The sequence below is a fragment of the Novosphingobium sp. genome (genome assembly GCF_965228995.1).
Classification (GTDB): domain Bacteria; phylum Pseudomonadota; class Alphaproteobacteria; order Sphingomonadales; family Sphingomonadaceae; genus Novosphingobium.
This window is the reverse complement of sequence record NZ_OZ245852.1, coordinates 3,161,196-3,185,395: the sequence shown is the minus strand read 5'-3', so window position 1 is coordinate 3,185,395 and position 24,200 is coordinate 3,161,196. Positions and strand designations below refer to the sequence as shown.

At 67.0% G+C, this 24,200-nt stretch carries 25 protein-coding genes and 1 pseudogene; 10 read left to right on the top strand and 16 right to left on the bottom strand.

What is annotated here, in order from left to right; all coding sequences use genetic code 11:
• Positions 1-21: 21 nt before the first annotated feature.
• Complete coding sequence (locus ACO056_RS14495; protein ID WP_421847936.1) at positions 22-1,287, top strand: MFS transporter; 1,266 nt, start codon at positions 22-24, stop codon at positions 1,285-1,287.
• Between the two features lie 189 nt (positions 1,288-1,476).
• On the opposite strand, the gene rsmD is transcribed toward ACO056_RS14495, so the two are convergent.
• The 3 genes and pseudogenes from rsmD to ACO056_RS14480 all read right to left on the bottom strand — a co-directional run bounded on the left by rsmD (position 1,477) and on the right by ACO056_RS14480 (position 4,370).
• Positions 1,477-2,025, bottom strand: coding sequence for a 16S rRNA (guanine(966)-N(2))-methyltransferase RsmD (gene rsmD, locus ACO056_RS14490; RefSeq protein WP_421847934.1), 549 nt, complete (start codon positions 2,023-2,025; stop codon positions 1,477-1,479).
• A 248-nt stretch (positions 2,026-2,273) separates the two neighbouring features.
• A pseudogene (locus ACO056_RS14485) lies at positions 2,274-3,182 on the bottom strand (pseudouridine synthase); the annotation flags it as partial.
• A 33-nt stretch (positions 3,183-3,215) separates the two neighbouring features.
• Positions 3,216-4,370, bottom strand: a complete 1,155-nt coding sequence (locus ACO056_RS14480) for an aromatic ring-hydroxylating oxygenase subunit alpha (RefSeq protein WP_421847932.1) — start codon at positions 4,368-4,370, stop codon at positions 3,216-3,218.
• Positions 4,371-4,524: 154 nt separating this feature from the next.
• On the opposite strand from ACO056_RS14480, the gene ACO056_RS14475 reads away from it, so the two are divergent.
• Entirely contained in the window at positions 4,525-6,219 is a 1,695-nt protein-coding gene (locus ACO056_RS14475) for an AmpG family muropeptide MFS transporter (RefSeq protein WP_421847930.1), read from the top strand.
• Between the two features lie 108 nt (positions 6,220-6,327).
• On the opposite strand, the gene ACO056_RS14470 is transcribed toward ACO056_RS14475, so the two are convergent.
• From ACO056_RS14470 to radC, 13 genes are all read right to left on the bottom strand, one after another.
• Complete coding sequence (locus ACO056_RS14470) at positions 6,328-7,635, bottom strand: bifunctional folylpolyglutamate synthase/dihydrofolate synthase (protein WP_421847928.1); 1,308 nt, start codon at positions 7,633-7,635, stop codon at positions 6,328-6,330.
• A 138-nt stretch (positions 7,636-7,773) separates the two neighbouring features.
• On the bottom strand, positions 7,774-8,622 hold the full coding sequence (gene accD / locus ACO056_RS14465) for an acetyl-CoA carboxylase, carboxyltransferase subunit beta (RefSeq protein WP_421847926.1): 849 nt from the start codon (positions 8,620-8,622) through the stop codon (positions 7,774-7,776).
• On the bottom strand, positions 8,619-9,422 hold the full coding sequence (gene trpA, locus ACO056_RS14460; RefSeq protein WP_421847924.1) for a tryptophan synthase subunit alpha: 804 nt from the start codon (positions 9,420-9,422) through the stop codon (positions 8,619-8,621). The genes accD and trpA overlap by 4 nt, the downstream gene beginning before the upstream one ends.
• Positions 9,419-9,856, bottom strand: a complete 438-nt coding sequence (locus tag ACO056_RS14455) for an endonuclease domain-containing protein (RefSeq protein ID WP_421847922.1) — start codon at positions 9,854-9,856, stop codon at positions 9,419-9,421. Before ACO056_RS14455 ends, trpA begins: the two co-directional genes overlap by 4 nt.
• A 41-nt stretch (positions 9,857-9,897) precedes the next feature.
• Positions 9,898-11,112, bottom strand: a complete 1,215-nt coding sequence (trpB, locus tag ACO056_RS14450; RefSeq protein WP_421847920.1) for a tryptophan synthase subunit beta — start codon at positions 11,110-11,112, stop codon at positions 9,898-9,900.
• Between the two features lie 58 nt (positions 11,113-11,170).
• Entirely contained in the window at positions 11,171-11,815 is a 645-nt protein-coding gene (locus ACO056_RS14445; RefSeq protein ID WP_421847918.1) for a phosphoribosylanthranilate isomerase, read from the bottom strand.
• A 100-nt stretch (positions 11,816-11,915) separates the two neighbouring features.
• The gene (locus ACO056_RS14440) at positions 11,916-12,674 is read right to left on the bottom strand and encodes an SIMPL domain-containing protein (RefSeq protein WP_421847916.1); all 759 of its coding nucleotides are present in this window, start codon (positions 12,672-12,674) and stop codon (positions 11,916-11,918) included.
• Positions 12,675-12,754: 80 nt separating this feature from the next.
• Positions 12,755-13,273, bottom strand: a complete 519-nt coding sequence (locus ACO056_RS14435) for a GNAT family N-acetyltransferase (protein WP_421847914.1) — start codon at positions 13,271-13,273, stop codon at positions 12,755-12,757.
• Positions 13,274-13,281: 8 nt separating this feature from the next.
• The gene (gene pyrF / locus ACO056_RS14430; protein WP_421847912.1) at positions 13,282-13,968 is read right to left on the bottom strand and encodes an orotidine-5'-phosphate decarboxylase; all 687 of its coding nucleotides are present in this window, start codon (positions 13,966-13,968) and stop codon (positions 13,282-13,284) included.
• Positions 13,965-14,261: a DUF1049 domain-containing protein gene (locus ACO056_RS14425; protein WP_421847910.1), complete on the bottom strand. Its 297-nt coding sequence runs from the start codon at positions 14,259-14,261 to the stop codon at positions 13,965-13,967. The genes pyrF and ACO056_RS14425 overlap by 4 nt, the downstream gene beginning before the upstream one ends.
• A 242-nt stretch (positions 14,262-14,503) precedes the next feature.
• A complete protein-coding gene (purB, locus tag ACO056_RS14420) occupies positions 14,504-15,817 on the bottom strand; it encodes an adenylosuccinate lyase (RefSeq protein ID WP_421847908.1) in 1,314 nt (437 codons plus the stop codon).
• 87 nt (positions 15,818-15,904) lie between these two features.
• On the bottom strand, positions 15,905-16,612 hold the full coding sequence (locus tag ACO056_RS14415; protein ID WP_421847906.1) for an NRDE family protein: 708 nt from the start codon (positions 16,610-16,612) through the stop codon (positions 15,905-15,907).
• A gap of 13 nt (positions 16,613-16,625) precedes the next feature.
• Complete coding sequence (gene radC / locus ACO056_RS14410; RefSeq protein WP_421847904.1) at positions 16,626-17,369, bottom strand: RadC family protein; 744 nt, start codon at positions 17,367-17,369, stop codon at positions 16,626-16,628.
• A 132-nt stretch (positions 17,370-17,501) separates the two neighbouring features.
• On the opposite strand from radC, the gene ACO056_RS14405 reads away from it, so the two are divergent.
• From ACO056_RS14405 to ACO056_RS14370, 8 genes are all read left to right on the top strand, one after another.
• A complete protein-coding gene (locus tag ACO056_RS14405) occupies positions 17,502-20,693 on the top strand; it encodes an intermembrane phospholipid transport protein YdbH family protein (protein WP_421847902.1) in 3,192 nt (1,063 codons plus the stop codon).
• Positions 20,694-20,749: 56 nt separating this feature from the next.
• On the top strand, positions 20,750-20,968 hold the full coding sequence (locus tag ACO056_RS14400; RefSeq protein ID WP_421847900.1) for a YnbE family lipoprotein: 219 nt from the start codon (positions 20,750-20,752) through the stop codon (positions 20,966-20,968).
• Between the two features lies 1 nt (position 20,969).
• Positions 20,970-21,359 carry a DUF1318 domain-containing protein gene (locus ACO056_RS14395; RefSeq protein ID WP_421847898.1) on the top strand — a complete coding sequence of 130 codons (390 nt, stop codon included), beginning with the start codon at positions 20,970-20,972 and terminating at the stop codon, positions 21,357-21,359.
• Between the two features lie 202 nt (positions 21,360-21,561).
• Positions 21,562-21,879, top strand: coding sequence for an AtpZ/AtpI family protein (locus ACO056_RS14390; protein WP_421847896.1), 318 nt, complete (start codon positions 21,562-21,564; stop codon positions 21,877-21,879).
• Positions 21,880-21,960: 81 nt separating this feature from the next.
• Positions 21,961-22,746, top strand: coding sequence for a F0F1 ATP synthase subunit A (locus ACO056_RS14385; RefSeq protein WP_421847894.1), 786 nt, complete (start codon positions 21,961-21,963; stop codon positions 22,744-22,746).
• A gap of 56 nt (positions 22,747-22,802) precedes the next feature.
• Positions 22,803-23,030, top strand: a complete 228-nt coding sequence (locus ACO056_RS14380; RefSeq protein WP_054122335.1) for a F0F1 ATP synthase subunit C — start codon at positions 22,803-22,805, stop codon at positions 23,028-23,030.
• Between the two features lie 88 nt (positions 23,031-23,118).
• Positions 23,119-23,610, top strand: coding sequence for an ATPase (locus ACO056_RS14375; RefSeq protein ID WP_421847892.1), 492 nt, complete (start codon positions 23,119-23,121; stop codon positions 23,608-23,610).
• Positions 23,603-24,157, top strand: coding sequence for a hypothetical protein (locus tag ACO056_RS14370; protein ID WP_421847890.1), 555 nt, complete (start codon positions 23,603-23,605; stop codon positions 24,155-24,157). Before ACO056_RS14375 ends, ACO056_RS14370 begins: the two co-directional genes overlap by 8 nt.
• The last annotated feature ends 43 nt before the right edge of the window (positions 24,158-24,200 follow it).

The following is a 24,200-nucleotide window of genomic DNA, read 5'->3' as shown; positions in this document are numbered from 1 at the left end:
TGAAGCCGGGGTAGGGGATATATGAACACTGCAAATCCGTTCGTGGTCCACGCGCGCGTACTCTTGGCCAGCCTTGTTGGCACCGCGGTCGAGTTCTACGATTTCTACATCTTCGGCACGGCCGCCGCGCTGGTGATCGGGCCGCTGTTTTTCCCGGCCGAGAGCGTGGCGGCCCAGACGCTGCTGGCGCTGATGACCTTCGGGATCGCGTTTTTTGCACGGCCGGTGGGCGCGGTGGCGTTCGGCCATTTCGGTGACCGCATCGGACGCAAATCGACGCTGGTCGTCTCGCTGCTGCTGATGGGAGTCTCGACCTTTCTGGTGGCCTTCCTGCCGGGCTATGCGGTGGCAGGCTGGGTGGCGCCCGCGCTGCTGTGCCTGCTGCGCTTCGGGCAGGGCTTTGGCCTTGGCGGCGAATGGGGCGGGGCATCGCTGCTGGCGGTGGAGAACGCGCCGAAGGGGATGGAGGCGCGCTTTGGCATTGCCGCGCCGCTGGGGGCGCCGCTGGGGTTCCTGTTTGCCAATGGCCTGTTCCTGCTGCTGGGCCTGATGCTGAACGAAGCGGATTTCCTTAGCTGGGGCTGGCGCGTGCCGTTTCTGGCGAGTTCGCTGCTGGTCATTCTCGGGCTATGGATCCGGCTGCGGATTGGCGAGACGCCTGCGTTCAAGGCCTCGCTCGAAGCCGCGCCGCCGCCGCGCGTGCCGCTGGGCAAGCTGCTGGCCGAATATCCCGGCGCGGTGCTGGCGGGCACGATGGGGGTGATTGCGTGCTTTGCGCTGTTCTACCTCGCGACGACCTTCGCGCTATCGTTCGCGACGACCAAGCTGGGCTACCCGCGCGAGACGGTGCTGGCGATCCAGCTGGGCGCGGACGTGGTGTTCGCCATCGGCATCGTGGTCTCGGGCTGGTGGTCGGACGCTGCGAGCCCGCGCACGGTGATGGCGGTGGGAGCCGCGCTGACCGGGCTGGTCGGGCTTGGCTTTGGCAGCGGGCTGGCGGCAGGATCGCTGCCGGTGCTGTTTCTGACGCTCTCGGCCGCGCTGTTCGTGATGGGGCTCTGTTACGGCCCCATCGGTGCGTGGCTGCCTTCGCTCTATCCGGTGGACGTACGCTACACGGGGATTTCGCTGGCGTTCAATCTCGGCGGGATCGTCGGCGGGGCGCTGGCGCCGCTGGGCGCGGCGTGGCTTGCGGCGCATGGCGGGGTGGTGTGGACCGGCCTGGTGCTGACGGCTGCGGGGGTGGTGACGCTGGTGGGGGTGCTGATGGCGCCGCGCCGGGTTTAGGAAGAAGATACCCCTCCGACCTGCCTGCGGCAGGCCACCTCCCAATTTGTGCCTGCGGCAAAAATGGGGAGGACCTAGAGTGGGTTGGCCCATTTGTGCCTGCGGTAAAAATGGGGAGGACAAGAAGATCCTCCCCATTTTCACGAAGTGCAAATGGGGAGGTGGCAGCCCGCAGGGCTGACGGAGGGGTTATTCAGCCACCCGCATCAGCGTGAGGCGCGCTTTGCCGACTTTGCGTTCGGCGTCGATGGCGAGCGCGCGAACGCCGGAGGGTTCATCGGCGTGAGTTTCGAGGCTGACCCAGGTGCCGGGGCCGATCCAGCCGAGGCGCAGGAGACGGTCAATGGCGACAGCGCCGGCGCCGGAGCCATAGGGCGGATCGAGCATCACCACATCGAGCGGAGATGGCACCGGGCCAAGCGCGAGGACCGAGGCTGCGCGCACGTCGCACTGCGCCTGCGCCTGAAGCGCGGCGATATTGGCGCGGAGCGCGCGGATCGCGGCGGGGTCCTGCTCGACGAATAGCGCCTTGGCCGCGCCGCGCGAGAGGGCTTCCAGGCCGAGCGCGCCGGAGCCTGCGAACAAGTCCGCGACGGTCAGTTCCTCGAAGCTGCCGAGGCGGCTGGTGAGCATCGAGAACAGCGTTTCGCGCGTGCGGTCTGCGGTGGGGCGGGTGGTGTCGCCCGAGGGGGCCTGAAGCTTGCGGCCGCGCCAGGTGCCGGCGATGATCCTCAGCATCAGCGCTTGGCCCCGGGCTTGCCGCCGCTCTTGGGTCCGGTGCGGCGCGGGGGGCGGCCGCCTGGCTTGTCGACCAGCTTGCCGGCATCAGGGCTGAGGCGGACGCGCTGCGCGCCGGCGCGGCGGGGCCGTTCGGCCTCGCGTTCGGGCGCGGGCGCGGGAGCGGCAGGGACGGGCTTGGGCGCGCGGGGCGCGACCGCCTTGCCGGCATGGACCGCCTGCTGGACGCGCGTGGCGTGATCGCCCGCAAGCCCCTTGCGGAAGCGCTCGACCACGACTTGCGGCACTTCTTCCGCCGCGCCGCGCTGCAGTTCGCCGAGATCGAAGGGGCCGTAGCGCAGGCGCAGCAGGCGCGAGACTTCGAGGCCGAGATGTTCGAGCACGCGGCGTACTTCGCGATTCTTGCCTTCGGTGAGGGTCAGCTCGATCCACTTGTTGCGGCCGGTGCTGCGCTCGAGATTGGCGTTGATCGGGCCGTAGCGGATGCCCTCGATCTCGATCCCCTGCATGAGTTCATCGAGCTGGCTCTGCGCCACATCGCCAAACGTGCGCGCGCGGTAGGTGCGCGGGACCGCGTTGGCGGGCAGTTCCATCGCGCGCTTGAGTTCGCCGTCGTTGGTGAGGAGGAGCAGGCCTTCGGTGTTGATGTCGAGCCGGCCAACCGGCATCACCCGGCCCGCGCCTTCGGGCAGGGCATTGCGCAGTGCGGTGTAGATCGTCGGGCGCCCGGTGGGGTCGCGCTCGGCAGTGATCAGGCCCGAGGGCTTGTGGAACATGAACAGGCGCGGTGGTTCGGGGGCGGCGACGGGGTTGCCGTCTACGGTGACGCCGCGCAGGTTCTTGAGGATCGTGGCGGGCGTGGTGATCACCGTGCCGTCCAGCGCGATGCGGCCTTCGGCGATATAGCGCTCGATCTCGCGGCGGCTGGCGATGCCGGCGCGGGCGAGGAGCTTGGCGATCCGGTCGCCCTCGCGCGGGGTGCCATCTTCCGCCAGGGCGCGCGTCTGCGGCACGGCGGCGGCCTTGGGCAGGCGCGGCTTGGGGATCTTGTAGGGAGCGGGCTGATTGGAGGGGTTTCGGCGCGAGCCTGAACCTGAGCCGGTAGGAGCCGCGGGCCTTCCCGGGCGGCCGCTCCTGTCTTTGGGGGGGAATGCCATAGACTTGCCCCTTACGCGCGCAAGGGCGCGCCGTCACCCTGCTTCGTGTCGGGCGATCTCGCGCTGGCAGATCTCGTGGAAGCGGCGGATGCCGCCTTCGAGCGTGCCGAGGGTCAGCTGCGGGACGGCGCCGGTGGCGAGGCCCTGCTGGCCAAGTTCGGCGGCGCGGAAGTCTTCGGAGCCGAAGACCTGCCCGTCGAGCAGCTCCCAGCTGCGGCGCCAGTGGTCCTCGGCCTTTTCGGTGGCCGGGGCCTCGGCAATCAGCATGAAATCCTCGACCAAGGTGAGGTCGTGCGCCTGCGGCATGATCGTCATCAGGTTCACGTAATCCGGGCTGATCACGATGACGGTGGCGGGGAACAGCTGGTAGGCGAAAGTGGCGACGCGGCGCAGCGCGGGCCAATCGGCGAGATCGAGGCCTTCGAGTTCGGTCACCCGGCCGACGATGGCGCGCATGTGGGGGCCAATCTCGTCGCCCGCTGTCACGCCATCCTTGAAATAGGGCGCGATGGTGCGGGCGTGGAGGCGCTGCACGTGGTAGCTTTCAAGGAACGCATCCATGATGAGCTTCCAGTTGGACGCGACCCTGTGCGTGCGGCGGGCATAGAGGTGATGACCGCCAAGGCCCGCAGCCGCGAAATCGGCGCTGATTTCGGCGGCGAGGCTGAATTCGGCCGATTGCGGCGCGAACCAGATCAGTCCTCCGGCTTCGAGGCTGGGAAGTTCGATCAGTCCGAGCGCAGGCTGGTCGAGGCCGGGGAAGGTATCGGGGCGGGGAAGCGCGAGGAGCTTGCCGTCGGTGCCGTAAGTCCAGGCGTGATAGGGGCACACGAGGCGCTTGGTGCACTGGGCCTCGCCGCCTTCGACAAGGCGGGTGCCGCGGTGGCGGCAGACGTTCATGAACACATGCGCCTTGCCGGCGGTATCGCGGGTGAGCAGCAGGGGCCGGCCGGTGGCATCGTGGGGCACGGCCATGCCGGGCTGCGGCAGCAGCGCTGAAGGGGCGAGAACCTGCGGGAACCGGTCAAACAGCGCGGCTTTCTCGCGCGCCCAGTGGGCGGGATCGGTATAGACGCTGGCCGGAACGTGGCTGATCGCCTCGCCCTTGCGGCCTGTGCCTGCGGCCACGAGGCGCGCCAGATTGAGCTGGCCATCGGTAGGCCGACTGGTCGTTTCAGTGGTGGCCATTCGCGGCTCTCCCCCGGTTTCGTCACTCTCCGGCGCTAGGCATAGCGCAATTTGCCGCTTAGCATGCAAGGAAATGCTTGATCGCATTGGGGTGCCTCCGTTCCCCGTTCGCTCGACACGAACGGAAGGGAGGTGGGAAAACATGAGGAATTGAATGGCATCGACTGCCACTGAAGTGGAAAAGCCGCCACGCCCCAAGGGCTTCCGGCTGCTGATGATTGCGCTGGCGACGCGCAAGTCGGCGACGATGCTGGGCTTCGGCTTTGCCTCGGGCCTGCCTTATGCGCTGCTGCTTGGCACGCTGAACGCGTGGCTGGGCGAAGTGAAGATCGATCTCGCGACCATCGGGGTGCTTTCGTGGATCGGCCTCTCCTATTCGTTCAAATTCCTGTGGTCGCCGCTGGTGGACCGCATGGCGCTGCCGGGGCTGGAGGCACTGGGGCGGCGCAAGAGCTGGATCCTGCTGTGCCAGATCGTGTTGATCATGGGCTTTGCGGGCCTCGCCGCGACTGATCCGACCAAGGCCATCGGCACGTTCGCACTGTTTGCCTTCCTGGCTGCGCTGGCATCGGCGACGCAGGACGTGGCGGTGGATGCCTGGCGGATCGACGTGGCGGACGCGGACACGCCGGTCGAGCTGCTCTCCTCGATCTACCAGTTCGGCTACCGCATCGCCTCGATTGTCGGCGGGGCGCTGGCGCTGGTGCTGGCGGGACGGATGTCGTGGCCGCTCGTTTATCTGCTGATGGCGGGGCTGATCGCGCTGATCGCGGTGGTGACCGTGCGCGCGCCCGATACGCCGCGCCCCGAGCAGGGCACACTCCACGCCGCGCTGGCGCAGCCGGGCGAACTCACACCGCGCGCGCGGGGCATCGCGCTGCTCGTGGTGGGCACGAGCTGGGCCTGGGCCATCAGCACCATCGTGCGCTTCATGGTGGTGATGCTGAGCCCGCTGGGACCGGGCGAGAAGCATCCTTCGGTCGGCGATTTCACGCGCGAGTTCGGCCCGCTGATCGTGGCGGCGACAGTTGCGGTGCCGCTGCTGGTGGCGGCGGTGACCAATGCGCTGCGGGCGCAAGGCCGGGCGGTGCTGACGGCGCCTGATACGCGGCGTTCGCCCGCACGGACGGCCGCGAACCATCTCTATGTGGCGCTGATTGCGCCGCTGGCGGAACTGGTGGCGCGGCTCGGCTGGGGGGTGTTGGTGGTGATCGGGATGATCCTGACCTACACGCTGTGCTACAACGTGTGGTCGAGCTTTGCCTTCCCGTTCTACCTCGATTTCCTGCACTATTCGAAGGACGAGGTGGCGTTTGCCTCCAAGGTCTTCGGCATTTTCATGACCATCGCGGGGATCAGCCTTGGCGGCTACCTCTTCCTGCGGCTGGGGCGGATGCCGACGATCCTGATCGGCGCGATCCTGCCGATGCTGGGCAACTTCGTTTATGCCGACCTCGCCGAGGGCGCGGTGCATATCGATGCGGTGGGCAAGGCCATCGGCCTGCACTCGCTGTTCGCGCAGTTCGGGTTTGATCCGCGCATGATCCGGCTGCTGCTGGCGATCAGCTTCGAGAATATCTCCACCGGCATCGCGGGCGCGGCATTCGTGGCGTACCTCTCGGGCATCGTCTCCAAGCGCTACACAGCGGTGCAATATGCGCTGCTGTCCTCGCTGACGTTCCTGATCGGCTCGCTCGGGCGCGGGATCGCGGGGGAGGCGTTTGACCTCTATGGCTATCCGACTGTGTTCCGCTGGACGGCGGCGGCAGGGTTGGTGGCTGTGGCGTTCGTGTGTCTGGAATGGGTGCGGGTGGGGCGGCGGGTTGCGGTGGTTCCGGCGGAAATGTGACGCCGCGCATGATCCTTCGACAAGCTCAGGATGAGCGGGACTTGGGGATTTCGGGCAATCACAAACTCCGCTCGTGCTGAGCTTGTCGAAGCACGTTGGCGCCACGGCTCAATCCGGCGCTTCGTCGTTCCGTTTGAGGACGTCGCCCGCGAGATAGAGCGAGCCTGCGATCAGGACATCGCCCTCCGCCGGCAGCGCGGCGAGGGCCTCGGCCACATTGGTGAAGCTGCGCACGGCAAGCATGGTGAAGGGGGCGAAGTCCTCCGGCGTGTGCGCGTCGTGGCCGGGGGCGGGGACGATGGAGACCGAGGCGAGCTTGCCTTCCAAGGGGCGCAGGATGGCGCTGGGGTCCTTGCTGGTCAGCATTCCCATGATGAGGTGGAGCGGCGCGCTTTCCGCGAAATGGCGGGCGATGGCCTGCCCCGCGTCCGGGTTGTGGCCGCCATCGAGCCAGACAGTGCGCTGGCCCGCGAGCGCCGTCAGCGGGCCGGTGCCGAGGCGCTGGAGGCGGGCGGGCCAGCGGGCGGCGCGGATGCCTTGCGCCATGGCTTCGGGGCTGACCGGGACGGCGCTCTGGTGGCGCAGCATGGCGATGGCGAGCGCGGCGTTATCGGCCTGATGCGCGCCGGCGAGGGCGGGGAGGGGCAGGCTCAGCGTGCCCTGTGCATCGCGGTATTCGATGGTTTCACCGACTTGCGCCCGCCAATCGCGGCCGCGCAGGTGGACGGGCGCGCCGATCCGGCTGGCCGTGGCGAGGACGCTGGCGAGCGGGCTGGCGGCGTAGCTTTGTACGACCAGCGGCACGCCGGACTTGGCGATGCTGGCCTTTTCGAAGGCGATGCGGGCGAGGGGGTCGTCCGGGGTGCCTTCCTCGGGCACAAGCAGGAAGGCCTCGTGATCAATGCCCAGGGTGGCGATGCCGCAGACAGCGGGGCTTTCGAGCACGTTGGTCGCATCGAGGCGGCCGCCGAGGCCGGTTTCGATCACACAGGCGTCCGCGGGCGTTTCGGCGAAGGCGAGGAAAGTGGCGACGGTGGTGACTTCGAAGAAGCTCGGGCCGAGGTCTGCGGAGGCATCGAGCACGCGCTGGAGGAGATCGGCAAGGCTTTCGTCGCTGACGAGCTTTCCGGCTATGCGGATGCGTTCGTTGTAGCGCACGAGGTGGGGTTTCGTGGCTGTGTGGACCACGAGGCCCTGCGCTTCGAGGATCGCGCGCAGATACGCGCAGGTCGAGCCTTTGCCGTTGGTGCCTGCGACGTGGAAGACGGGCGGGAGCTTGTTCTGCGGGTTGCCGAGGCGGGCGCAGATTTCGCGCACGGTATCGAGCCCGAGGCGGCCTTGCGGGAGCGAGAGTGCGCCTAGGCGGTCAAGCTGCGCTTGCACGCGGGGGTTTTCGGAAATGGCGAAGTCGCGCAAGGTTTACCCCTCCGTCAGCCCTTCGGGCTGCCACCTCCCCATTTGCACTTCGTGAAAATGGGGAGGACCTTTCTTGTTCCTCCCTGTTTTGGCGAAGCCCAAACGGGGAGGTGGCCGGCGTCAGCGGGTCGGAGGGGTCTACGCCGCCTGTGCGGCCATCAGGTAGCCGATGGTGCGGGCGAGGGTGGCCTTCAGCATGTGGCGGCTGATGACCATGTCGATCATGCCGTGCGCGTGGAGGTATTCGGCGCGCTGGAAGCCTTCGGGGAGCTTTTCGCGGATCGTGTCCTGGATCACGCGCTGGCCGGCAAAGCCGATGAGCGCGCCGGGCTCGGCGATCTGGATGTCCCCCAGCATAGCGTAGCTCGCGGTGACACCGCCGGTGGTGGGATCGGTGAGGACCACGATGTAGGGCAGGCCTGCCGCGCGCATGCGATTGATCGCGACGGTGGTACGCGGCATCTGCATGAGGCTGAGGATGCCCTCCTGCATGCGCGCGCCGCCTGCGGCTGTCACGGCGATGAAGGGGCACTTGTTGGCGATGGCGGCTTCAGTCGCCGCGATAAAGGCATCGCCCACGGCCATGCCCATCGAGCCGCCCATGAAGCCGAAATCCTGCACGCCGACGACGGCCTTGTGGCCATCGATCTTGCCGACGGCTGCGGTGAGCGCATCGGGCAGCGGGTTGGCGGCGCGGGCGGCCTTGAGGCGGTCCGTATAGCGCTTTGTGTCGCGGAACTTCAGCGGGTCTTCGCGCACCTTGGGTGCGGGCAGGATCTCGAACCCGGCGTCGAGCAGCTGGGTGAGGCGCTCCGTCGCGCCAATGCGGCCGTGGTGATCGCAGCGCGGGCAGACCGAGAGGTTTTCTTCGTACTCCTTGGTGAACAGCATTTCGCTGCACGAAGGGCACTTGATCCAGAGATTGTCCGGCGTGTCGCGCTTGGGCGAGAACGGCAGCGAATTGCGGACGCGGGTTAGCCAGCTCATACCTCTACCTTTCGCGCATTGTGGACGGCATTGGCAAGCGCGGAGACGAGTTCGCGCACCGGGCCTGCGGCGTTTTCACCGTGTTCGGCGATAATGTCGATCAGCGCCGAACCGACGACCACACCATCTGCCACCTGGGCGATGGGGCCGGCCTGCTCAGGGGTGCGCACGCCGAAGCCGACGGCGACGGGGATCGTGGCGGTCTGTTTGATACGGGTGACGGCCTCTTCGATCGAGGCGAGCGCGGCGGATTGCTTGCCGGTAATGCCCGCGACCGAGACGTAATAGAGAAAGCCCGAGGAGCCTTCGAGCACGGCGGGCAGCCGCGCGGCGTCTGTCGTCGGGGTTGCGAGCCGGATCGGGCTGATCCCGGCCTTGCGCAGATAGGGGCCAAGCTCGCCGTCTTCCTCGGGCGGGATATCGACGCAAATCACCCCGTCGACTCCGGCCTTGGCGGCTTCGGCGGCGAACCATTCAGGCCCGCGCGTGATCATCGGGTTGGCATAGCCCATGAGGACCAGCGGCACATCGGGGTGGCGCGCGCGGAAATCGGTGGCCATCTTGAGGATATCGGCGGTCTTGGTGCCGGCGGCGAGGCTGCGCAGATTGGCGCGCTGGATCGCCGGGCCATCGGCCATCGGGTCGGTGAAGGGCATGCCGAGCTCGATCACATCGGCGCCGCCCTCGACGAGCGCATCGAGGATCGCGGGCGTGGCACCCGGCGTCGGATCACCGGCGGTGACGAAGCAGACGAGGGCGGGGTGGCCCTTGGCGAAGGCTGAGGCGAGGCGGATGGTCATTCCCCTCTCCCCGACCCTCTCCCCTGAAGGGGAGAGGGAGACTTAGCCCTCTCCCCTTCAGGGGAGAGGGTTGGGAGAGGGGAAGGCGGCTGCATTTCGGCAATCACCCCGGTCAGATGGATCAAAACGCCCTCCAAATTCTGCATCACATCGGCATTCTTGTATCGCACAACCCGATAACCTTGCGCTTCGAGAAAGCGAGTCCTGTTTGCATCGCGCCGGTCATCGACATCGTGCGTGTTGCCGTCAATTTCGATCACCAGCTTTGGGTCATTCGCTGCGAAGTCGGCGATGACCGGCCCAATCACCTTCTGCCGCCGGAACTTGATGCCGGAAAACCGTTCAGCGCGAAGCGCCAGCCACATGCGGGTTTCGGGTTCGGTCATGTGCTTGCGGTTATCGCGGGCGTGGCCCGTGAGTTTGGCGTCGCGCATTCCCCTCTCCCAACCCTCTCCCCTGAAGGGGAGAGGGCTATTTAGAGCTTCACCCCCAGGTGCTCCGCGACCGAGAAGATGTCCTTGTCGCCGCGGCCGCAGAGGTTGGCGAGGATGATCTCATCCTTGCCCATGGTCGGCGCGATCTTCTTGACTGCGGCGATGGCGTGGGCGGGTTCCAGCGCGGGGATGATGCCTTCGGTGCGGCAGAGCAGCTGGAAGCCGTCGAGCGCTTCGGTGTCCGTCACCGAGGTATACTGGACGCGGCCGGTTTCCTTGAGCCAGGCGTGTTCGGGGCCGATGCCGGGGTAATCGAGGCCCGCCGAAATCGAGTGGCCTTCGAGGATCTGGCCGTCCTCGTCTTGCAGCAGATAGGTCTTGTTGCCGTGGAGCACGCCGGGGCGGCCGCCGGCTAGGCTGGCGGCGTGGAGCTGGTCGAGGCCGTGGCCTGCGGCTTCGACACCCATCATCTTGACGCTCGGATCATCGAGGAAGGGGTGGAACAGGCCGATGGCGTTGCTGCCGCCGCCGATCGCGGCGACGAGGAGATCGGGCAGGCGGCCGACGCGGCTCAGCATCTGGGCGCGGGCTTCCTTGCCGATCACGCTCTGGAAATCGCGCACGAGTTCCGGATAGGGGTGCGGGCCGGCGGCGGTGCCGATGATGTAGAAGGTGTCGTGCACATTGGCGACCCAGTCGCGCAGCGCCTCGTTCATCGCGTCTTTCAGCGTGGCGGCACCGGCGGTGACGGGGACGACTTCGGCGCCGAGCAGCTTCATGCGGAACACGTTGGGCGCCTGGCGGGCAACATCGGTCGCGCCCATGAAGATCACGCACGGGAGGCCGAAGCGCGCGCAGACGGTGGCGGTGGCGACGCCGTGCTGGCCTGCGCCGGTTTCGGCGATGATCCGCGTCTTGCCCATGCGGATGGCGAGGAGGATCTGGCCGATGCAGTTGTTGATCTTGTGCGCGCCGGTGTGATTGAGCTCGTCGCGCTTGAACCAGACCTGGGCGCCGCCGAGCTCTTCCGTTAGCCGGGGCGCGAAATAGAGCGGGCTGGGGCGGCCGACGTAGTGTTCGAGCAGGTCATCGAACTCGGCGTGGAAGGCAGGGTCTGCCTTGGCCTTGCGGTATTCTGCCTCGAGATCGAGGATCAGCGGCATCAGCGTTTCGGCGACGTAGCGGCCGCCGAACTGGCCGAAATGGCCCTGAGCGTCGGGCTGGGTGCGGAAGCTGTTGGGGATGGGCGCGTGCATGGCGCTTCGCTTGGCAGAGCCCTGCGCGCTTGTCCAGATTCGCGGGCGAAAGGGAAGGTCAGGCGGCGCGAGCGGCCTTGCAGAATTGGGTGATGAGGCTTTCGTCCTTGACGCCGGGTGCGCTTTCGACGCCGGAGGAGACATCGACCAGCGGGGCCTGCGTGATCCGCACGGCTTCGGCCACATTGGCGGGAGAAAGGCCGCCGGCAAGTCCCCAAGGAAGCGGGGCCTTGTAGCCTGCCAGCAGGGTCCAATCGAACACTAGGCCGAGGCCGCCGGGCATGATGGCGCCTTTGGGGGGCTTAGCATCGAACAGCACGAGATCGGCGGCGCCTGCATGGGCTTCGGCGCGCGCTATGTCTTCGCGGGTGGAGACGGCGGTGGCCTTCCACACGGGCTTGCCGAAAGCGGCGCGGATCGCGGCGACGCGGGCGGGGTCTTCCTTGCCGTGAAGCTGGATCACATCGAGCGATGCTGCGGCGACCACTTCGGCGATCAGGCTTTCGGCGGCGTCGACGAACAGGCCGACGAGCTTGATCCGGCCTGCCGCGCGCGCTGCCAGTGCGGCGACATCGGCGAGCGCGAGGTGGCGCGGGCTGGCGGGAAAGATCACGAGGCCCGCATAATCGGCGCGCGCGGCAATGGTCGCATCGAGCGCGGCGGGGGTGGTGAGGCCGCAGATCTTGATCAGGGGGGCGGGCATGGGGTGCGGATAGGGGCGAGCGCGCTGTGGGTCAAATGCGGGTGGGGCAAGTTCCCCTCTCCCAACCCTCTCCCCTGAAGGGGAGAGGGCTTTTCAGGGCTTACTGCCCCAGTTCGAACGTCACCGTCACGTTCGCAGCCACCTGCACTTCGCCGGCGGCGACCGGGCTCGGGGCCTTGGCCATCATGGCATCGGCGCGCGCGTACATCACCATCGGCTGCGGGGCATAGCCGCCGCTTTCGCTGATGGTGAGGATGCGCTTGACGGTGAGGCCCGCCGCCTTGGCATAGAGCTCGGCGCGGGCGCGGGCCTTTTTCATGGCTTCGAGGCGGGCTTCGTCGCTGGCGACATCGGGGTTATCGAGCTGGAACGAGGGGCCGCTTACCTGATTGGCACCGGCGGAGACCAGCGTATCGATGGTCTTGCCGTAGTTGCCGATCTTGCGCTGCTTGACCTCGACCTGATTGGTGGCCTGATAGCCGATGATCAGCGGATCGCCGCTGACGTTGCCATTCGCATCGGCGCGCTGCTGGCCGTAGACCGGGTTCACCGAGAGGTTGCTGGTCTGGATATCGCGCTCGGCGATGCCCGAGGCCTTGAGCGCGGTGATCACCGCATTCATGCGGTCCGCGTTTTCGGAGAGGGCGGCGGCGGCGGTCTTGGCCTGGGTGGTGACGCCGGCGCTGAACACGGCCAGATCGGGGGTGCGGCTGGAGCGGCCATCGGCGCTGACCGTCAGCACGGCGTTGCCGGGGGCGACGACTGGTGCGGGCGAGACGGTCTGCGCCATGGCGGGCGTGGCGGCACCGGCAGCAGCAAGCGCGGCGGCCATCAGGAGCGAGGTTGAGCTAGTGGTCATCGGTTGGTCCCCTTGAGAATGTGCCCTGCCATTGCACAGCGCGGGCTTTCGCGGGGCTGAACCGCGTTGACAGGAGGCCTTCAGGCGCCGGATTGATGGATGGCGCGTTCGAGCACGACCATCTTGTAGGGCACGTCCATCGGCAGCGGGAAGGGGCGCAGCTCCCCGGTGCGGGTGTAGCCGCGGCGTTCATACCACGCGATCAGTTCGGTGCGGACGTCAACCACGATGAGTTCCATCACGCGCGCGGCAAATTCGCGGGCGGCCAGCGCTTCGACTTCGCAGACAAGCGCGCGGCCAAGGCCGCCAGCCTGGAGCGTGGGGGAGACGCAGAGCAGGCCCATGTAGGCGCGTTCGTTTCCGAGATCGGTGATCGTGACGGTGCCGACGAGGGCGCCGTCCTGCTCGGCGAGGAGGACGCGCTTTTCAGGCGCTGCGATCATCGCGGCGACTTCTTCGGGCGTGGTGCGGTCACCGCCGAGGAGGTCTGCCTCGTTGGTCCAGCCCTGTCTTGCGCTGTCGCCCCGATAGCCGCTTTCGATCAGTGCGCGAACGGCGGGCGCGTCGGCGAGGCCGGCAATGCGATAAGTCGTCGTCATGGCTCGGCTCAGAGCGTGGCTTCGATGGCGCGGGCGGCGGCGACGGGATCGTCGGCGCGGCTGATCGGACGGCCGATGACGAGCACGCTGGCACCGTCGCGGCGGGCGGCGCCGGGGGTGACGATGCGCTTCTGGTCTGCCGTGTGCGCCCCAAGGGACTTGTCTTCGGGCCTGAGGCCGGGGACGACGAAGAAGCCGTTCTTCCAGCGCTTGTGGATCGCGCCGACTTCGTGACCCGAGCAGACGATGCCATCCAGCCCGGCTTCCTGCGCGAGATCGGCAAGGCGCAGCGCCTGATCGTGCGCGCCGCCGGGGACGCCGACGCCGGCGAGGTCATCATCGTCGAGGCTGGTGAGGACGGTGACGGCGACGACCTTGCAATGCTCGCCCGCCGCGGCCTTGGCGTCTTCCATCATGGCGCGGCCGCCCGCAGCGTGGATGGTGACGATGGCCGGCTCGAGCACGTGGATCGACTGCATCGCGGCAGCGACGGTGTTGGGAATGTCGTGCAGCTTGAGATCGAGGAAAATCGGCAGGCCGAGCTTGGCGACTTCGTGCACGCCGTGGTGCCCGTGTGCGCAGAAGAATTCGAGGCCGAGCTTCACCCCGCCGATATGGCCCCTGACCTTCTGTGCGAGTGCTATGGCGGCATCGAGGCGGGGCAGATCGAGTGCGAGAAAGACGGGATTGCTCATGGGGCTTCGCTTGCTTTCCGGGCTTCTAGCTGCGTGGACGAAAGCGAGGCGCTTCCGGCCAGCGTGGTTTCAAGATTGGTGATGCGGCGCTGAAGCCGCCAGCGCATGGTGCGGTGGATCAGCCACATCGGGACAAGTCCCAGCAGGAACGCGCCGATAACCAAGGCGGGCAGCTTGGTATCGAGCACGAGGCCCTGCCACACCACGAGTTCGACGGGCTGCCAATTGGCTGCAGAGAATGCGGCCAGCGCGGCCACGATTACGAGCCACAGGATCGAGCGTAACAGTTTCATCAGGCTTTGTCCCCAGCCTCCCCCGTGTGGCGCCCATGCTAGGGCGCTTTGGCGGGGAAGACCAGTGCTAGCGGGTGTCAGGGCCAGATGCCAAAATCTATGGTTGTGCTTTCTCCCCTTCAGGGGAGAGATACGAAGACTTGCGAGCTTGCTCGCTAGTCGGAGTTGAGAGGGGACTTCCGGCGCGCCATTCCCCTCTCCCAACCCTCTCCCCTGAAGGGGAGAGGGCTATAAGCCGAGCCTCAGCTGCCGAATACCCGCGCGAAGATCGTGTCGACAGCCTTGAAGTGGTAATCGAGGTTGAACTTGTCCTCGAGCTCCTGCGCGCTCATCACCGCGCTGACTTCGGGATCCGCCTTCAGGAGTTCGAGCAGCGAGAGCTGGCCGTCCGACTGCCAGACCTGCATCGCATTGCGCTGGACGAGCCGGTAGGAATCATCGCGCGTAAGGCCCGCCTGGGTGAGCGCGAGGAGCACGCGCTGCGAGTGGACGAGGCCGCCCATGCGGTCGAGGTTCTTCTGCATGCGTTCGGGGTAGATGAGCAGCTTGTCTATCACCGAGGTGAGCCGGGCCAGCGCGAAATCGAGCGTGATCGTCGCGTCCGGGCCGATGTAGCGCTCGACCGAGGAGTGCGAGATATCGCGCTCGTGCCACAGCGCGACGTTTTCCAGCGCGGGGGTGACGGCGGAGCGGACGACGCGGGCAAGGCCGGTGAGGTTCTCGGTGAGCACCGGGTTACGCTTGTGCGGCATGGCGGAGGAACCCTTCTGCCCGGGCGAGAAGTATTCCTCCGCTTCCAGCACTTCGGTACGCTGCAGGTGGCGCACTTCGGTGGCGAGGCGTTCGATGCTGCTGGCGATCACGCCCAATGTGGCGAAGAACATCGCGTGGCGGTCGCGCGGGATGACTTGCGTGGAGACGGGCTCGACCGCAAGGCCGAGCTTCTCGGCGACATGGGCTTCCACCGCCGGATCGATATTGGCGAATGTACCGACCGCACCGGAGATGGCGCAGGTCGCGATTTCGGCGCGCGCGGCGACGAGGCGGGCGCGGCAGCGGGCGAACTCGGCATAAGCCTGCGCAAGCTTGAGGCCGAATGTGGTCGGTTCGGCGTGGATGCCGTGGCTGCGGCCGATGGTGGGGGTGTACTTGTGCTCCATCGCGCGGCGCTTGATCGCGCCGAGCAGCGCGTCGATATCGGCGATGAGGATATCGGCGGCCTGCGTGAGCTGCACCGAAAGCGTGGTGTCGAGCACGTCGGAGCTGGTCATGCCCTGGTGCATGAAGCGCGCTTCGGGGCCGACTTCCTTGGCCACCCAATCGAGGAAGGCGATGATATCGTGCTTGGTCACGGCCTCGATGGCATCGATCGCGGCGACGTCGATCTTCGGATTGGTCGCCCACCAGTCCCACAGTGCCTGGGCGGCCGAGGGCGGGACGACGCCCAGTTCGCCGAGCTTCTCGGTCGCATGAGCCTCGATCTCGAACCAGATCCGGTAGCGCGCTTCCGGCTCCCAGATCGCGGTCATCGCGGGGCGGGCATAACGGGGGACCATGGGCGACTCCTGATCGCGATTACGAGGGGCGGTATGAGGGGGAGCCGCTAGGAGGGAGGGGGACGGATGGCAAGAGGCGGCGAACGTTCAGGCGGTAGCGAACGCCAGATCGGTTTCCCCGGTCATGCGCCCTTCGGCATCGAAGCGGCGCTCGATGATCCTTGCAGTGCCGTCTGCCGCGATGGTGACTACGGTGGAGCAGCGCGTGCCATAAAGCGGATTGCGGATGAACACCGGCGAGAAGCGCGGCTCGGGGCCAGGGCCGGGGAGTTCGGTCCGGTCTGCCAGCGCCGCGAAGAGGGGGGCGTGGTTTGTGCCCTCTCCCTCCAGCCAGCTTGCCAGCGCAGCTTCGAGAGCGTGGGTCTTCGCCCAGGGCAGCTCGTGCGGGCCGTTTGAAAGGCCATGGATGCCCGGGGCAAGCCGAATGCGGTGCGCTTCGGGGTGGTTGGTAAGGTGCGCGGCGCCTTCGGCATCGGCCATGAACAAGTTGAACGGGTTCATGGTTTCTGGCGCGGCGGGTTCGTGTCCGGCGAGCCAGTCGGTGACGAGGCCCCCGCGTGAGGCGAGGTGCGGCATGGGGTAGCCATCAACGCGCAAGTTGGTGACGAGCGCGAAGCGGCCTTCAGCGTTGACGCCGAGCCACGTGCCACCGGCCTGCAGATCGCGTCCGGCAATGACGCCAGTTTCCCATTCTGCAAGCGGCGCGGTGGGGCGTTCGTGAAACTCGTCGCGATTGCCGATGACCACGAGGCGCCAGCGTGGATGCGCGCGGAATGCGGCGGCAGCGACACACATCAGGACACCGGCATCAGATCAGGCCCTTGGCTTTCAGGCTGACATGCCCCTGCCGTCCGATGATCACGTGATCGTGGACCGTCACGCCCAGCAGCCGCCCGGCCTCGATGATCTTCTGGGTGATCTGGATATCGGCGCGGCTGGGCTCCGGGCTGCCGGAGGGATGGTTGTGGACCAGGATCATCGCAGCGGCGCCAATGTCCATCGCCTTGTGAATCACCTTGCGCGGGTGGATCGCAGCTTCGTCGATATCGCCATCGGCCACCTTGTCATCAAGGATCAGGCGGTTCTGGGTGTTGAGATAGAGCACGCGCACACGTTCGTGCGTGAGGTGCGCCATATCGATGTGGAGATAATCGAGCAGCGCCTGCCAGCTGGAGAGCACCGGCAATTCGGCGACGGTCGCCTTGGCCAGCCGGCGAGCCGAGACACCGGCGATGCGCAGCGCGGCGGCGGCGGCGTCCTTGATGCCGGGCGTGGCCATCAGCGCGCGCGGATCGGCGTTGAACACCGCGGCAAGGCTGCCGAAGCGCTGGAGCAGCATGCGGGCGAGAGGTTTCACATCCTGCCGGGGAATGGCGGTCATCAGCAGGTATTCGATCACCTCGTGATCGCCGAGTGCATCATCGCCGCCTTCGAGCAGGCGCTTCCTGAGGCGCGCACGGTGGCCGGATGGATCGAGGCCCGCCTCACGCACGCGGTCCCTGGCGGAAGGTTCGCTCCCGCGCAGGGGAAAGAGGCTGGGCGGTTCGTCCATGGCGTCGGGCGGACATTGCCCGCCTCGGCGGCGAGGCGCAAGCGCCGCGCGCGGGGCCTCGTAATACCTGCCTGTCTTTCGATAGCGTCCTCTCCATTGCTTCGCGCGCGGTGCTGGGCAACAAGGGCGAGGATGCCGGACGACACCGAGTTTGCGAGCGAATCGCCGGAAGGCGCACCGGCAGCGCCCCGCGCCGGGGTGCGCCGCCGCAAGGTTGCGCTTATCTCGGCGGGTGCGATTGCGGCGCTGGCGGTGGGCTTGTGGTCTGCGCGCGAGCAAATCGCGGGCGGGCTGATCGACCGGCAACTGGCGCAGATGGGCCTGCCCGGGCACTACGCGATCGACGCTATCGGCGCGGACCGGCAGATCCTGAAGAACATCGTGATCGGTGATCCGGCGCATCCCGATCTCACCATCGCGCGCGCTGAAGTGCGCCTGGCCTATGGCCTTCTGGGGCCGCGCATCGGGCAGATCATCCTTGAGCAGCCAAGGCTTTACGGGTCGTACCGGCATGGGCACCTGAGCTTTGGCGCGCTCGATAGCGTGCTCCTGCCCAACGCGCCTTCTGGCACCGCGCCGGGGCTGCCCGATCTCGACCTTGCGGTCATCGATGGCCGCGCGCTGCTGGAAAGCGATTTCGGCCGCCTCGCGGTGAAGACGGAAGGCTCGGGCAATCTCGCAGGCGGCTTCAGGGGGACGCTCGCGGCGATCATGCCGGGGGTCACAGCAGGCGGTTGCAGCGGCGAGCGGCTGACCGCCTACGGCAAGCTATCGGTGAGCGCAGGCCGGCCGCGCTTTGCCGGGCCAGTGCGGCTGGCGGGGCTCGCCTGCGGCAAATCGCTGAGCGCCGGTCCGGCAGCGCTGGCGCTTGACGTGACGGGCGACAAGGATCTCGGCGGCGCAGCGATCACGGGCAAGCTCGATGCAGGCACGCTCGCCGCGCCGGGCATGGCGGCTTCAGGCCTCACGGTCGGCGGCGAACTGGCCTTCAAGCTGGGCGAATTGCGCGGCCATGTTCTGAGCGGAGCGCGAGGGGTGCGCACGGCGAGCCTTACGGCGAGTTCGCTCGGGATCGACGGCGATCTCGATCTCAAGGCGGGCGCTCAAAACATCGTGTTCCGCGGTGCGGTTTCTGGCCGGGGCCTCGCGCGCGGGGAGGCGAGCGAGCGCGCGCTGGCGGGCGCGCAGACCGCGGCGGAAGGGACTCTCGCCGCATCGCTCATCGCCCGGCTGCGCAGCGCGCTCGCCCGGGAAGAGCGCGGCAGCCGGCTGGCCGGAGATGTCGCGCTGCGGCGCGACGGCGCGCGCTGGAGCCTTGTCGCGCCGAGCGCCGAACTGCGCGGCGGAAGCGGCGCAGCGCTGCTCTCGGTCTCGCGCCTGCAGATCGCCTCGGAGCCGGGGCGGCTGCCCATGCTCACCGGCAATTTCGTGATGGCGGGTGAGGGCCTGCCGCCGGTTACCGGGCGCATGGAGCCCGGCGCGGGCGGCAGACCAGCGCTCAAGCTGCGTATGGCTGAATACCGCGCGGGGACTGACATGCTCGCGCTGCCCTTGCTCGAAGTGGCGCAAGGGCCGGGCGGTGCGCTGAGCTTTAGCGGCACCGCGCTCGCTTCGGGCGCCATACCCGGCGGGGCCGTTCGCGGGCTTGCGCTGCCAATTGCAGGTACGATCAGCCCGCGCGGCGATCTTGCGCTGTGGCCGCATTGCGTGACGCCCTCGTTTACCAGCCTGCAATTGAGTGCGCTTTCGCTCGACAAACGGCAGCTGACGGTGTGCCCGCCGGGCGGTCAGGCAATCGTGCGCAGCAGCCCGGGCGGCCTCAAGGCGGCGCTCGGCATCAATGCGCTCGCGCTGAGCGGGCGGCTGGGGGAGACCCCGCTGCTGCTCAATACCGGGCCGGTCGGCCTTGCCTGGCCGGGCACGCTGACGGTGCGCGGCGCCGATGTCACGCTCGGGCCGAAGGATACCGCAACGACCCTGCACCTCGCCAATCTGGTGGCGCAGCTCGGCCGGGACTTTACCGGGACGTTTGACGGCGTGAACGCCAAGCTCGCCGCCGTGCCGATCGACGTGAGCAATGCGACCGGCGATTGGCACTATGCGGGCGGCGTGCTGAGCCTGAGCGGCGTGCGGTTTGCGGCCTCCGACCGGTTTGCGCCCGCGCGGTTCAAGACGCTGGCCGGGGAGAACGGCATCCTCACGCTGAAGGACAATCGCATCGCCGCCGAAGCCCTGCTGCGCGAGCCGGATTCGCGGCGTGAAGTGCTGCGGGTGAACGTGCGGCACGATCTCGCCAGCGCGCGCGGGCATGCCGATCTGGCGGTCGATGCCCTCGTGTTTGACAAGGGCAAGATCGTGCCCGGCAAAGTCGGCGGGCTGCAGCTGAGAGATCTGGCGCCGCAGTTCCGGGGCGTCGTCGCCGATGCCGAGGGCACCGTGCGCGGGAGCGGCGTGGTCGACTGGACCGCCGAGACGGTGACAAGCTCTGGCACCTTCGGCACTGAAGACCTTGATTTCTCGGCGGCGTTCGGCCCGGTGAAGGGGCTTTCCGGCAAGCTGGTGTTCACCGACCTGATCGGCATGGTGACCGCGCCGCATCAGACCCTGCACGTGGCTTCGGCCAACCCCGGCATCGAGGTCAACGACGGGGTGATCGATCTGGAACTGCTGCCCGAACAGGTGGTGCGCATCAACAGCGGCATCTGGCCGTTCCTTGGCGGCAAGCTGCGGCTGGCACCGGGCGAACTCCGGATGACCGTGAACGAGCCGCGGCGCTTCCGCCTCGAGATCGAAGGGCTCGATGCCGCGAAATTCCTCGAGCGGATGGAACTGGCGAACCTCTCGGCCACGGGCGTGTTCGATGGCCACTTGCCGCTGGAATTCGACGCCAATGGCGGGCGGATCACGGGCGGGCAGCTCGTCTCGCGCAAACCGGGCGGCACGGTCTCCTATGTCGGCGCGCTTTCGTACAAGGACCTTTCGGCCATGGCGAATTTCGCGTTCGATGCGCTGAAATCGCTCGATTATACCGACATGGTCATCGGGATGGACGGCAATCTCGCGGGCGATGTCGTGACGCGGGTCGAGTTCTCCGGGATCAAGCAGGGCAAGGACGCGAAGCAGAACTTCATCACGCGGCAGGTCGCCAGAGTGCCGCTGCAGTTCAACGTCAATATCCACGCGCCGTTCTACAGCCTGATCAGCTCGATGAACCCGCAGCCGCCGCCGGGGGCGCTCCGGCACCTTCCCGGAAACTTACAGCCGCCTGCCAGCGGTGTTCAGCCTCCGGTCAGCCCGGCCAAGCCAAAAGGAACCAGCAATTGACGCGGTCCAGCAACCCTGCAACCAAGTGGCCCCTCATGAACGAGGGGCAAACCGGAATGGCGGGGACAAGCAAAGGGCCGGGGCGATTGCGCCTGACGACCGTGATGGTGGCAGGCTCGATGCTGAGTTGTCTGCTTTTGGGGGGCTGCATTACCGTGAAAGCGCCCGATAAGCCGATCGTCATCGAGCTCAACATCAACATCAAGCAGGAAGTGGTCTATCGCCTGGCCGGAGATGCCAGCCAGACGATCGACAATAACAAGGACATTTTCTGAGATGGCACGCACATTTGGAAAACTGGGGCTCGCGCTGGCTGCGCTGGCAGTCGCGGGGATGATCCCCGCCGCCGCGTTCGCGCAGCGTGATCCCGCCTATGCTGCGGCCCGCGCCGCCGGTCAGGTCGGCGAGAAGGTCGACGGCTACCTCGGCTATGTTGTCCCGCCTGCGCCCGGCCTCAAGGCGGTGATCGACGAGCTCAACATCAAGCGCAAGGCGGTCTACGCCGAAAAGGCCGCCGCCGCGAAGGCGACGGTGGAGGAATATGCGCTGACTTCGGGGTGCTTGCTGATCACGCAGACCCAGCCCGGCGAAAAGTACCAGGGCCCCGACGGTAGCTGGCAGACGCGCACCTCGGCCCCGCCGTTGCGCGATTCGCGCTGCCCCTGAGGCCAATTCGCGGTAAAAACGGGCGCGCGCCGGGTTCCTGACCCGGCGCGCGTCTTCGCACTTGCCGCAAATCTGCGGTTTACAGCCGCTTCCGCCGCGGTTGACTTGATAAGCCGCCCTTCCTAAAGGGCCGGTGCCCTTGACGGGGGACCGTTTCCCGCGCCAGGCCGCTTGCGCTGCATAAAGGCGAAAGAAGGCTGGCATGGTTGACGACTCTGACCGTGAGGACCCTATCGGCGCGGATGCCCGCATCACTTCGCTTGAGGCGCGGCTTGCCGCGGCGCGGCGAAGTGAAGCGGAGCGGACGCGCAGCGGCCAGCAAGGCGCCGACGCGGGTTACCGCCTCGGCAACCGCGTTCTGGCTGAACTGCTGGGGGGAATGATCGGGGGTGCAGCGGTTGGCGTGGCCATTGACTGGTTCGTCGGACGCGGCCACTGGGGCCTGATGGTGATGCTGTTCCTCGGGATCGCAGTCGCCTTCAGAAACATCATCCGGATTGCGAACCGGCGTTCCGATTGACCCCCTGGACCGAGGGGGCCGCATTGGAAGGCCGTTTTGGCATAAGTTTTTGTGGTATTCTGGGAAACGGGATTTTCGCGCGTGGCAACCGAAGCCAAAGTTGATCCGATGCACCAGTTCACGATCGAGCCGTTGTTCGGTACCGATCACTGGGCCCTTGGCGGCTTCAACATTGCGTTCACCAATTCGGCGCTGTGGATGCTGATTTCCGCGGTTGTGCTCTATGCCTTCATGCTGGGCGGGATGAAGCGCGAGCTCGTCCCCGGCCGCTGGCAGATGATGGTCGAGAGCATGACAGGCTTCATCGAGGACATGCTTTCGGCCAACGTCGGCAAGGAAGGGCGCAAGTACCTGCCTTACGTGTTCTCGCTGTTCATGTTCATCCTCTTTGCCAACCTGCTTGGCCTGCTGCCGCTTGGCCTCGTCGGTATTCACCCCTTCACCTTCACCAGCCACTTCACCGCGACGGGCGTGCTTGCCATCCTGTCGTTCTCGATCGTGCTGGTCGTCGGCTTCTGGAAGCACGGCTTCCACTTCTTCTCGCTGTTCGTGCCCCACGGCACGCCGCTGCCGATGATCCCGCTGATCTTCGTGATCGAGCTGGTGTCGTTCCTCGTGCGCCCCTTCAGCCTTGGCCTGCGTCTCTTCGTGGCGATGATGGCCGGGCACGTGCTGCTCGAGGTGCTTTCGAGCTTCGTGATCGGCGGCGCCAATGCCGGCGTGTTCTTCACCGGGCTCGTCTCGATCCCCAGCTTCATCCTGATGGTTGCCATCTGCGCGCTCGAGATCCTCGTCGCCGGCATTCAGGCCTACGTCTTTGCGCTGCTCACGTCGCTGTACATCAACGACGCCGAGCATCTGCACTGAGTTTCTTCGTAATCGTATCCAACCACCTGAATTTTTGAGAAAAGGGAGTTTAAGTCATGGAACCTGCAAGCGCCAAGCTCATCGGTGCGGGTCTCGCTGCGATCGGCGCCGGCATGGCCGCCATCGGCGTGGGCAACGTCTTCGGTTCGTTCCTTGAGAGCGCACTGCGCAACCCGGGTGCAGCCGACGGCCAGCAGGGCCGCCTGTTCATCGGCTTCGCGGCCGCCGAACTTCTCGGCCTGCTCTCGTTCGTCGTGGCGATGATCCTGATCTTCGTCGCCTGAACCAAAGGCAAGGCGGCGCTCCGGTCATCGCACCGGAGCGCCGGCCTTTCCCCAAGTTTTCCAGCGTTCTGATCGCCCGGGAACCCCAATGCCCCAGATTTCGCAGCTTGCCGCGACCTATTCCAGCCAGATTTTCTGGATTCTGGTCATTTTCGGCGCCGTTTTCTTCCTCGTCGGCCGGGGCATGGCGCCCAAGGTTCTCGAGACCATGGAAGGCCGCGACCAGAAGATTGCCGCGGACCTCGCCGCTGCTGAAGCCGCGCGCCGCGATGCCGAAGCGCAGGACGATGCGTGGAAGGCGGCATCTGCCAAGCAGCGCGGGGAAGCCCAGGCGCTGATCGCTGCGGCCAAGCTCGATGCTGCCAAGGCCGCCGAAGTCCGGCTGGGCGCGGCAGGTGCCGACGCCGAAGCCAAGGTTGCCGAAGCCGAGGCGCGGATTGCCGCGGCGCGGCAGGGCGCACTGGCTGAAATCGAAACCGTGGCGGCCGAAGCCGCTGCCGATATCGCTGCCCGCGTGGCCGGGCTGACGATCGCGGCCGATGCCGCACGCGCGGCGGTGAAGGACGTGCTCCATGGCTAATTTCGCTCTGCTCGCCGCCGCTGCCAATGCTGCGGCCGAACACGCCGAACACGCCGAGCCGGTGGCCTTCGGGTTTGTGACCCCGGGCATGTGGGTCGCGCTTTCGATGACCGCGTTCCTCGCCATCGTGATCTGGAAGAAGGTCCCCGGCGCCATTGCCGGCGCGCTCGATGCCAAGATCGTCACGATCCGCCAGCAGCTCGATGCCGCAACGGCACTTCGCGCCGAAGCTGAAGCGCTGCGCGCCGAATATGCGAAGAAGATCGCCGGAGCGGAAGCGGACGCCGCCGCGATGGTCGAACATGCGCGCCATGAAGCCCAGGCGATCATCGCCAAGGCCGAGGCGGACACGACCGCGATGATCTCGCGCCGCGAGAAGATGGCGACCGACAAGATCGCGGCTGCCGAGCGCGCTGCCGTAGAAGAACTGCGCGCCCGTGCTGCTTCTGCCGCCGCTGCTGCGGCCGGGCACCTGATCGCCCAGCATCACGGTGCCGGCGCGGACAAGGCGCTGGTCGACAGCGCGATTGCCGGCCTCGCCAACTGACCTCCGGAACGGACCATTCCCCGCACTGCGCTGTGGGGCATGG

Coding starts and splice junctions, on each gene's coding strand:
- ACO056_RS14495 (WP_421847936.1), top strand. CDS start 22: ATGAACACTGCAAATCCGTTCGTGGTCCACGCGCGCGTACTCTTGGCC.
- rsmD (WP_421847934.1), bottom strand. CDS start 2,025: ATGCTGAGGATCATCGCCGGCACCTGGCGCGGCCGCAAGCTTCAGGCC.
- ACO056_RS14480 (WP_421847932.1), bottom strand. CDS start 4,370: ATGGCCACCACTGAAACGACCAGTCGGCCTACCGATGGCCAGCTCAAT.
- ACO056_RS14475 (WP_421847930.1), top strand. CDS start 4,525: ATGGCATCGACTGCCACTGAAGTGGAAAAGCCGCCACGCCCCAAGGGC.
- accD (WP_421847926.1), bottom strand. CDS start 8,622: ATGAGCTGGCTAACCCGCGTCCGCAATTCGCTGCCGTTCTCGCCCAAG.
- trpA (WP_421847924.1), bottom strand. CDS start 9,422: ATGACCATCCGCCTCGCCTCAGCCTTCGCCAAGGGCCACCCCGCCCTC.
- ACO056_RS14455 (WP_421847922.1), bottom strand. CDS start 9,856: ATGCGCGACGCCAAACTCACGGGCCACGCCCGCGATAACCGCAAGCAC.
- trpB (WP_421847920.1), bottom strand. CDS start 11,112: ATGCACGCGCCCATCCCCAACAGCTTCCGCACCCAGCCCGACGCTCAG.
- ACO056_RS14445 (WP_421847918.1), bottom strand. CDS start 11,815: ATGCCCGCCCCCCTGATCAAGATCTGCGGCCTCACCACCCCCGCCGCG.
- ACO056_RS14440 (WP_421847916.1), bottom strand. CDS start 12,674: ATGACCACTAGCTCAACCTCGCTCCTGATGGCCGCCGCGCTTGCTGCT.
- ACO056_RS14435 (WP_421847914.1), bottom strand. CDS start 13,273: ATGACGACGACTTATCGCATTGCCGGCCTCGCCGACGCGCCCGCCGTT.
- pyrF (WP_421847912.1), bottom strand. CDS start 13,968: ATGAGCAATCCCGTCTTTCTCGCACTCGATCTGCCCCGCCTCGATGCC.
- ACO056_RS14425 (WP_421847910.1), bottom strand. CDS start 14,261: ATGAAACTGTTACGCTCGATCCTGTGGCTCGTAATCGTGGCCGCGCTG.
- purB (WP_421847908.1), bottom strand. CDS start 15,817: ATGGTCCCCCGTTATGCCCGCCCCGCGATGACCGCGATCTGGGAGCCG.
- ACO056_RS14415 (WP_421847906.1), bottom strand. CDS start 16,612: ATGTGTGTCGCTGCCGCCGCATTCCGCGCGCATCCACGCTGGCGCCTC.
- radC (WP_421847904.1), bottom strand. CDS start 17,369: ATGGACGAACCGCCCAGCCTCTTTCCCCTGCGCGGGAGCGAACCTTCC.
- ACO056_RS14405 (WP_421847902.1), top strand. CDS start 17,502: ATGCCGGACGACACCGAGTTTGCGAGCGAATCGCCGGAAGGCGCACCG.
- ACO056_RS14400 (WP_421847900.1), top strand. CDS start 20,750: ATGGCGGGGACAAGCAAAGGGCCGGGGCGATTGCGCCTGACGACCGTG.
- ACO056_RS14395 (WP_421847898.1), top strand. CDS start 20,970: ATGGCACGCACATTTGGAAAACTGGGGCTCGCGCTGGCTGCGCTGGCA.
- ACO056_RS14390 (WP_421847896.1), top strand. CDS start 21,562: ATGGTTGACGACTCTGACCGTGAGGACCCTATCGGCGCGGATGCCCGC.
- ACO056_RS14380 (WP_054122335.1), top strand. CDS start 22,803: ATGGAACCTGCAAGCGCCAAGCTCATCGGTGCGGGTCTCGCTGCGATC.
- ACO056_RS14375 (WP_421847892.1), top strand. CDS start 23,119: ATGCCCCAGATTTCGCAGCTTGCCGCGACCTATTCCAGCCAGATTTTC.
- ACO056_RS14370 (WP_421847890.1), top strand. CDS start 23,603: ATGGCTAATTTCGCTCTGCTCGCCGCCGCTGCCAATGCTGCGGCCGAA.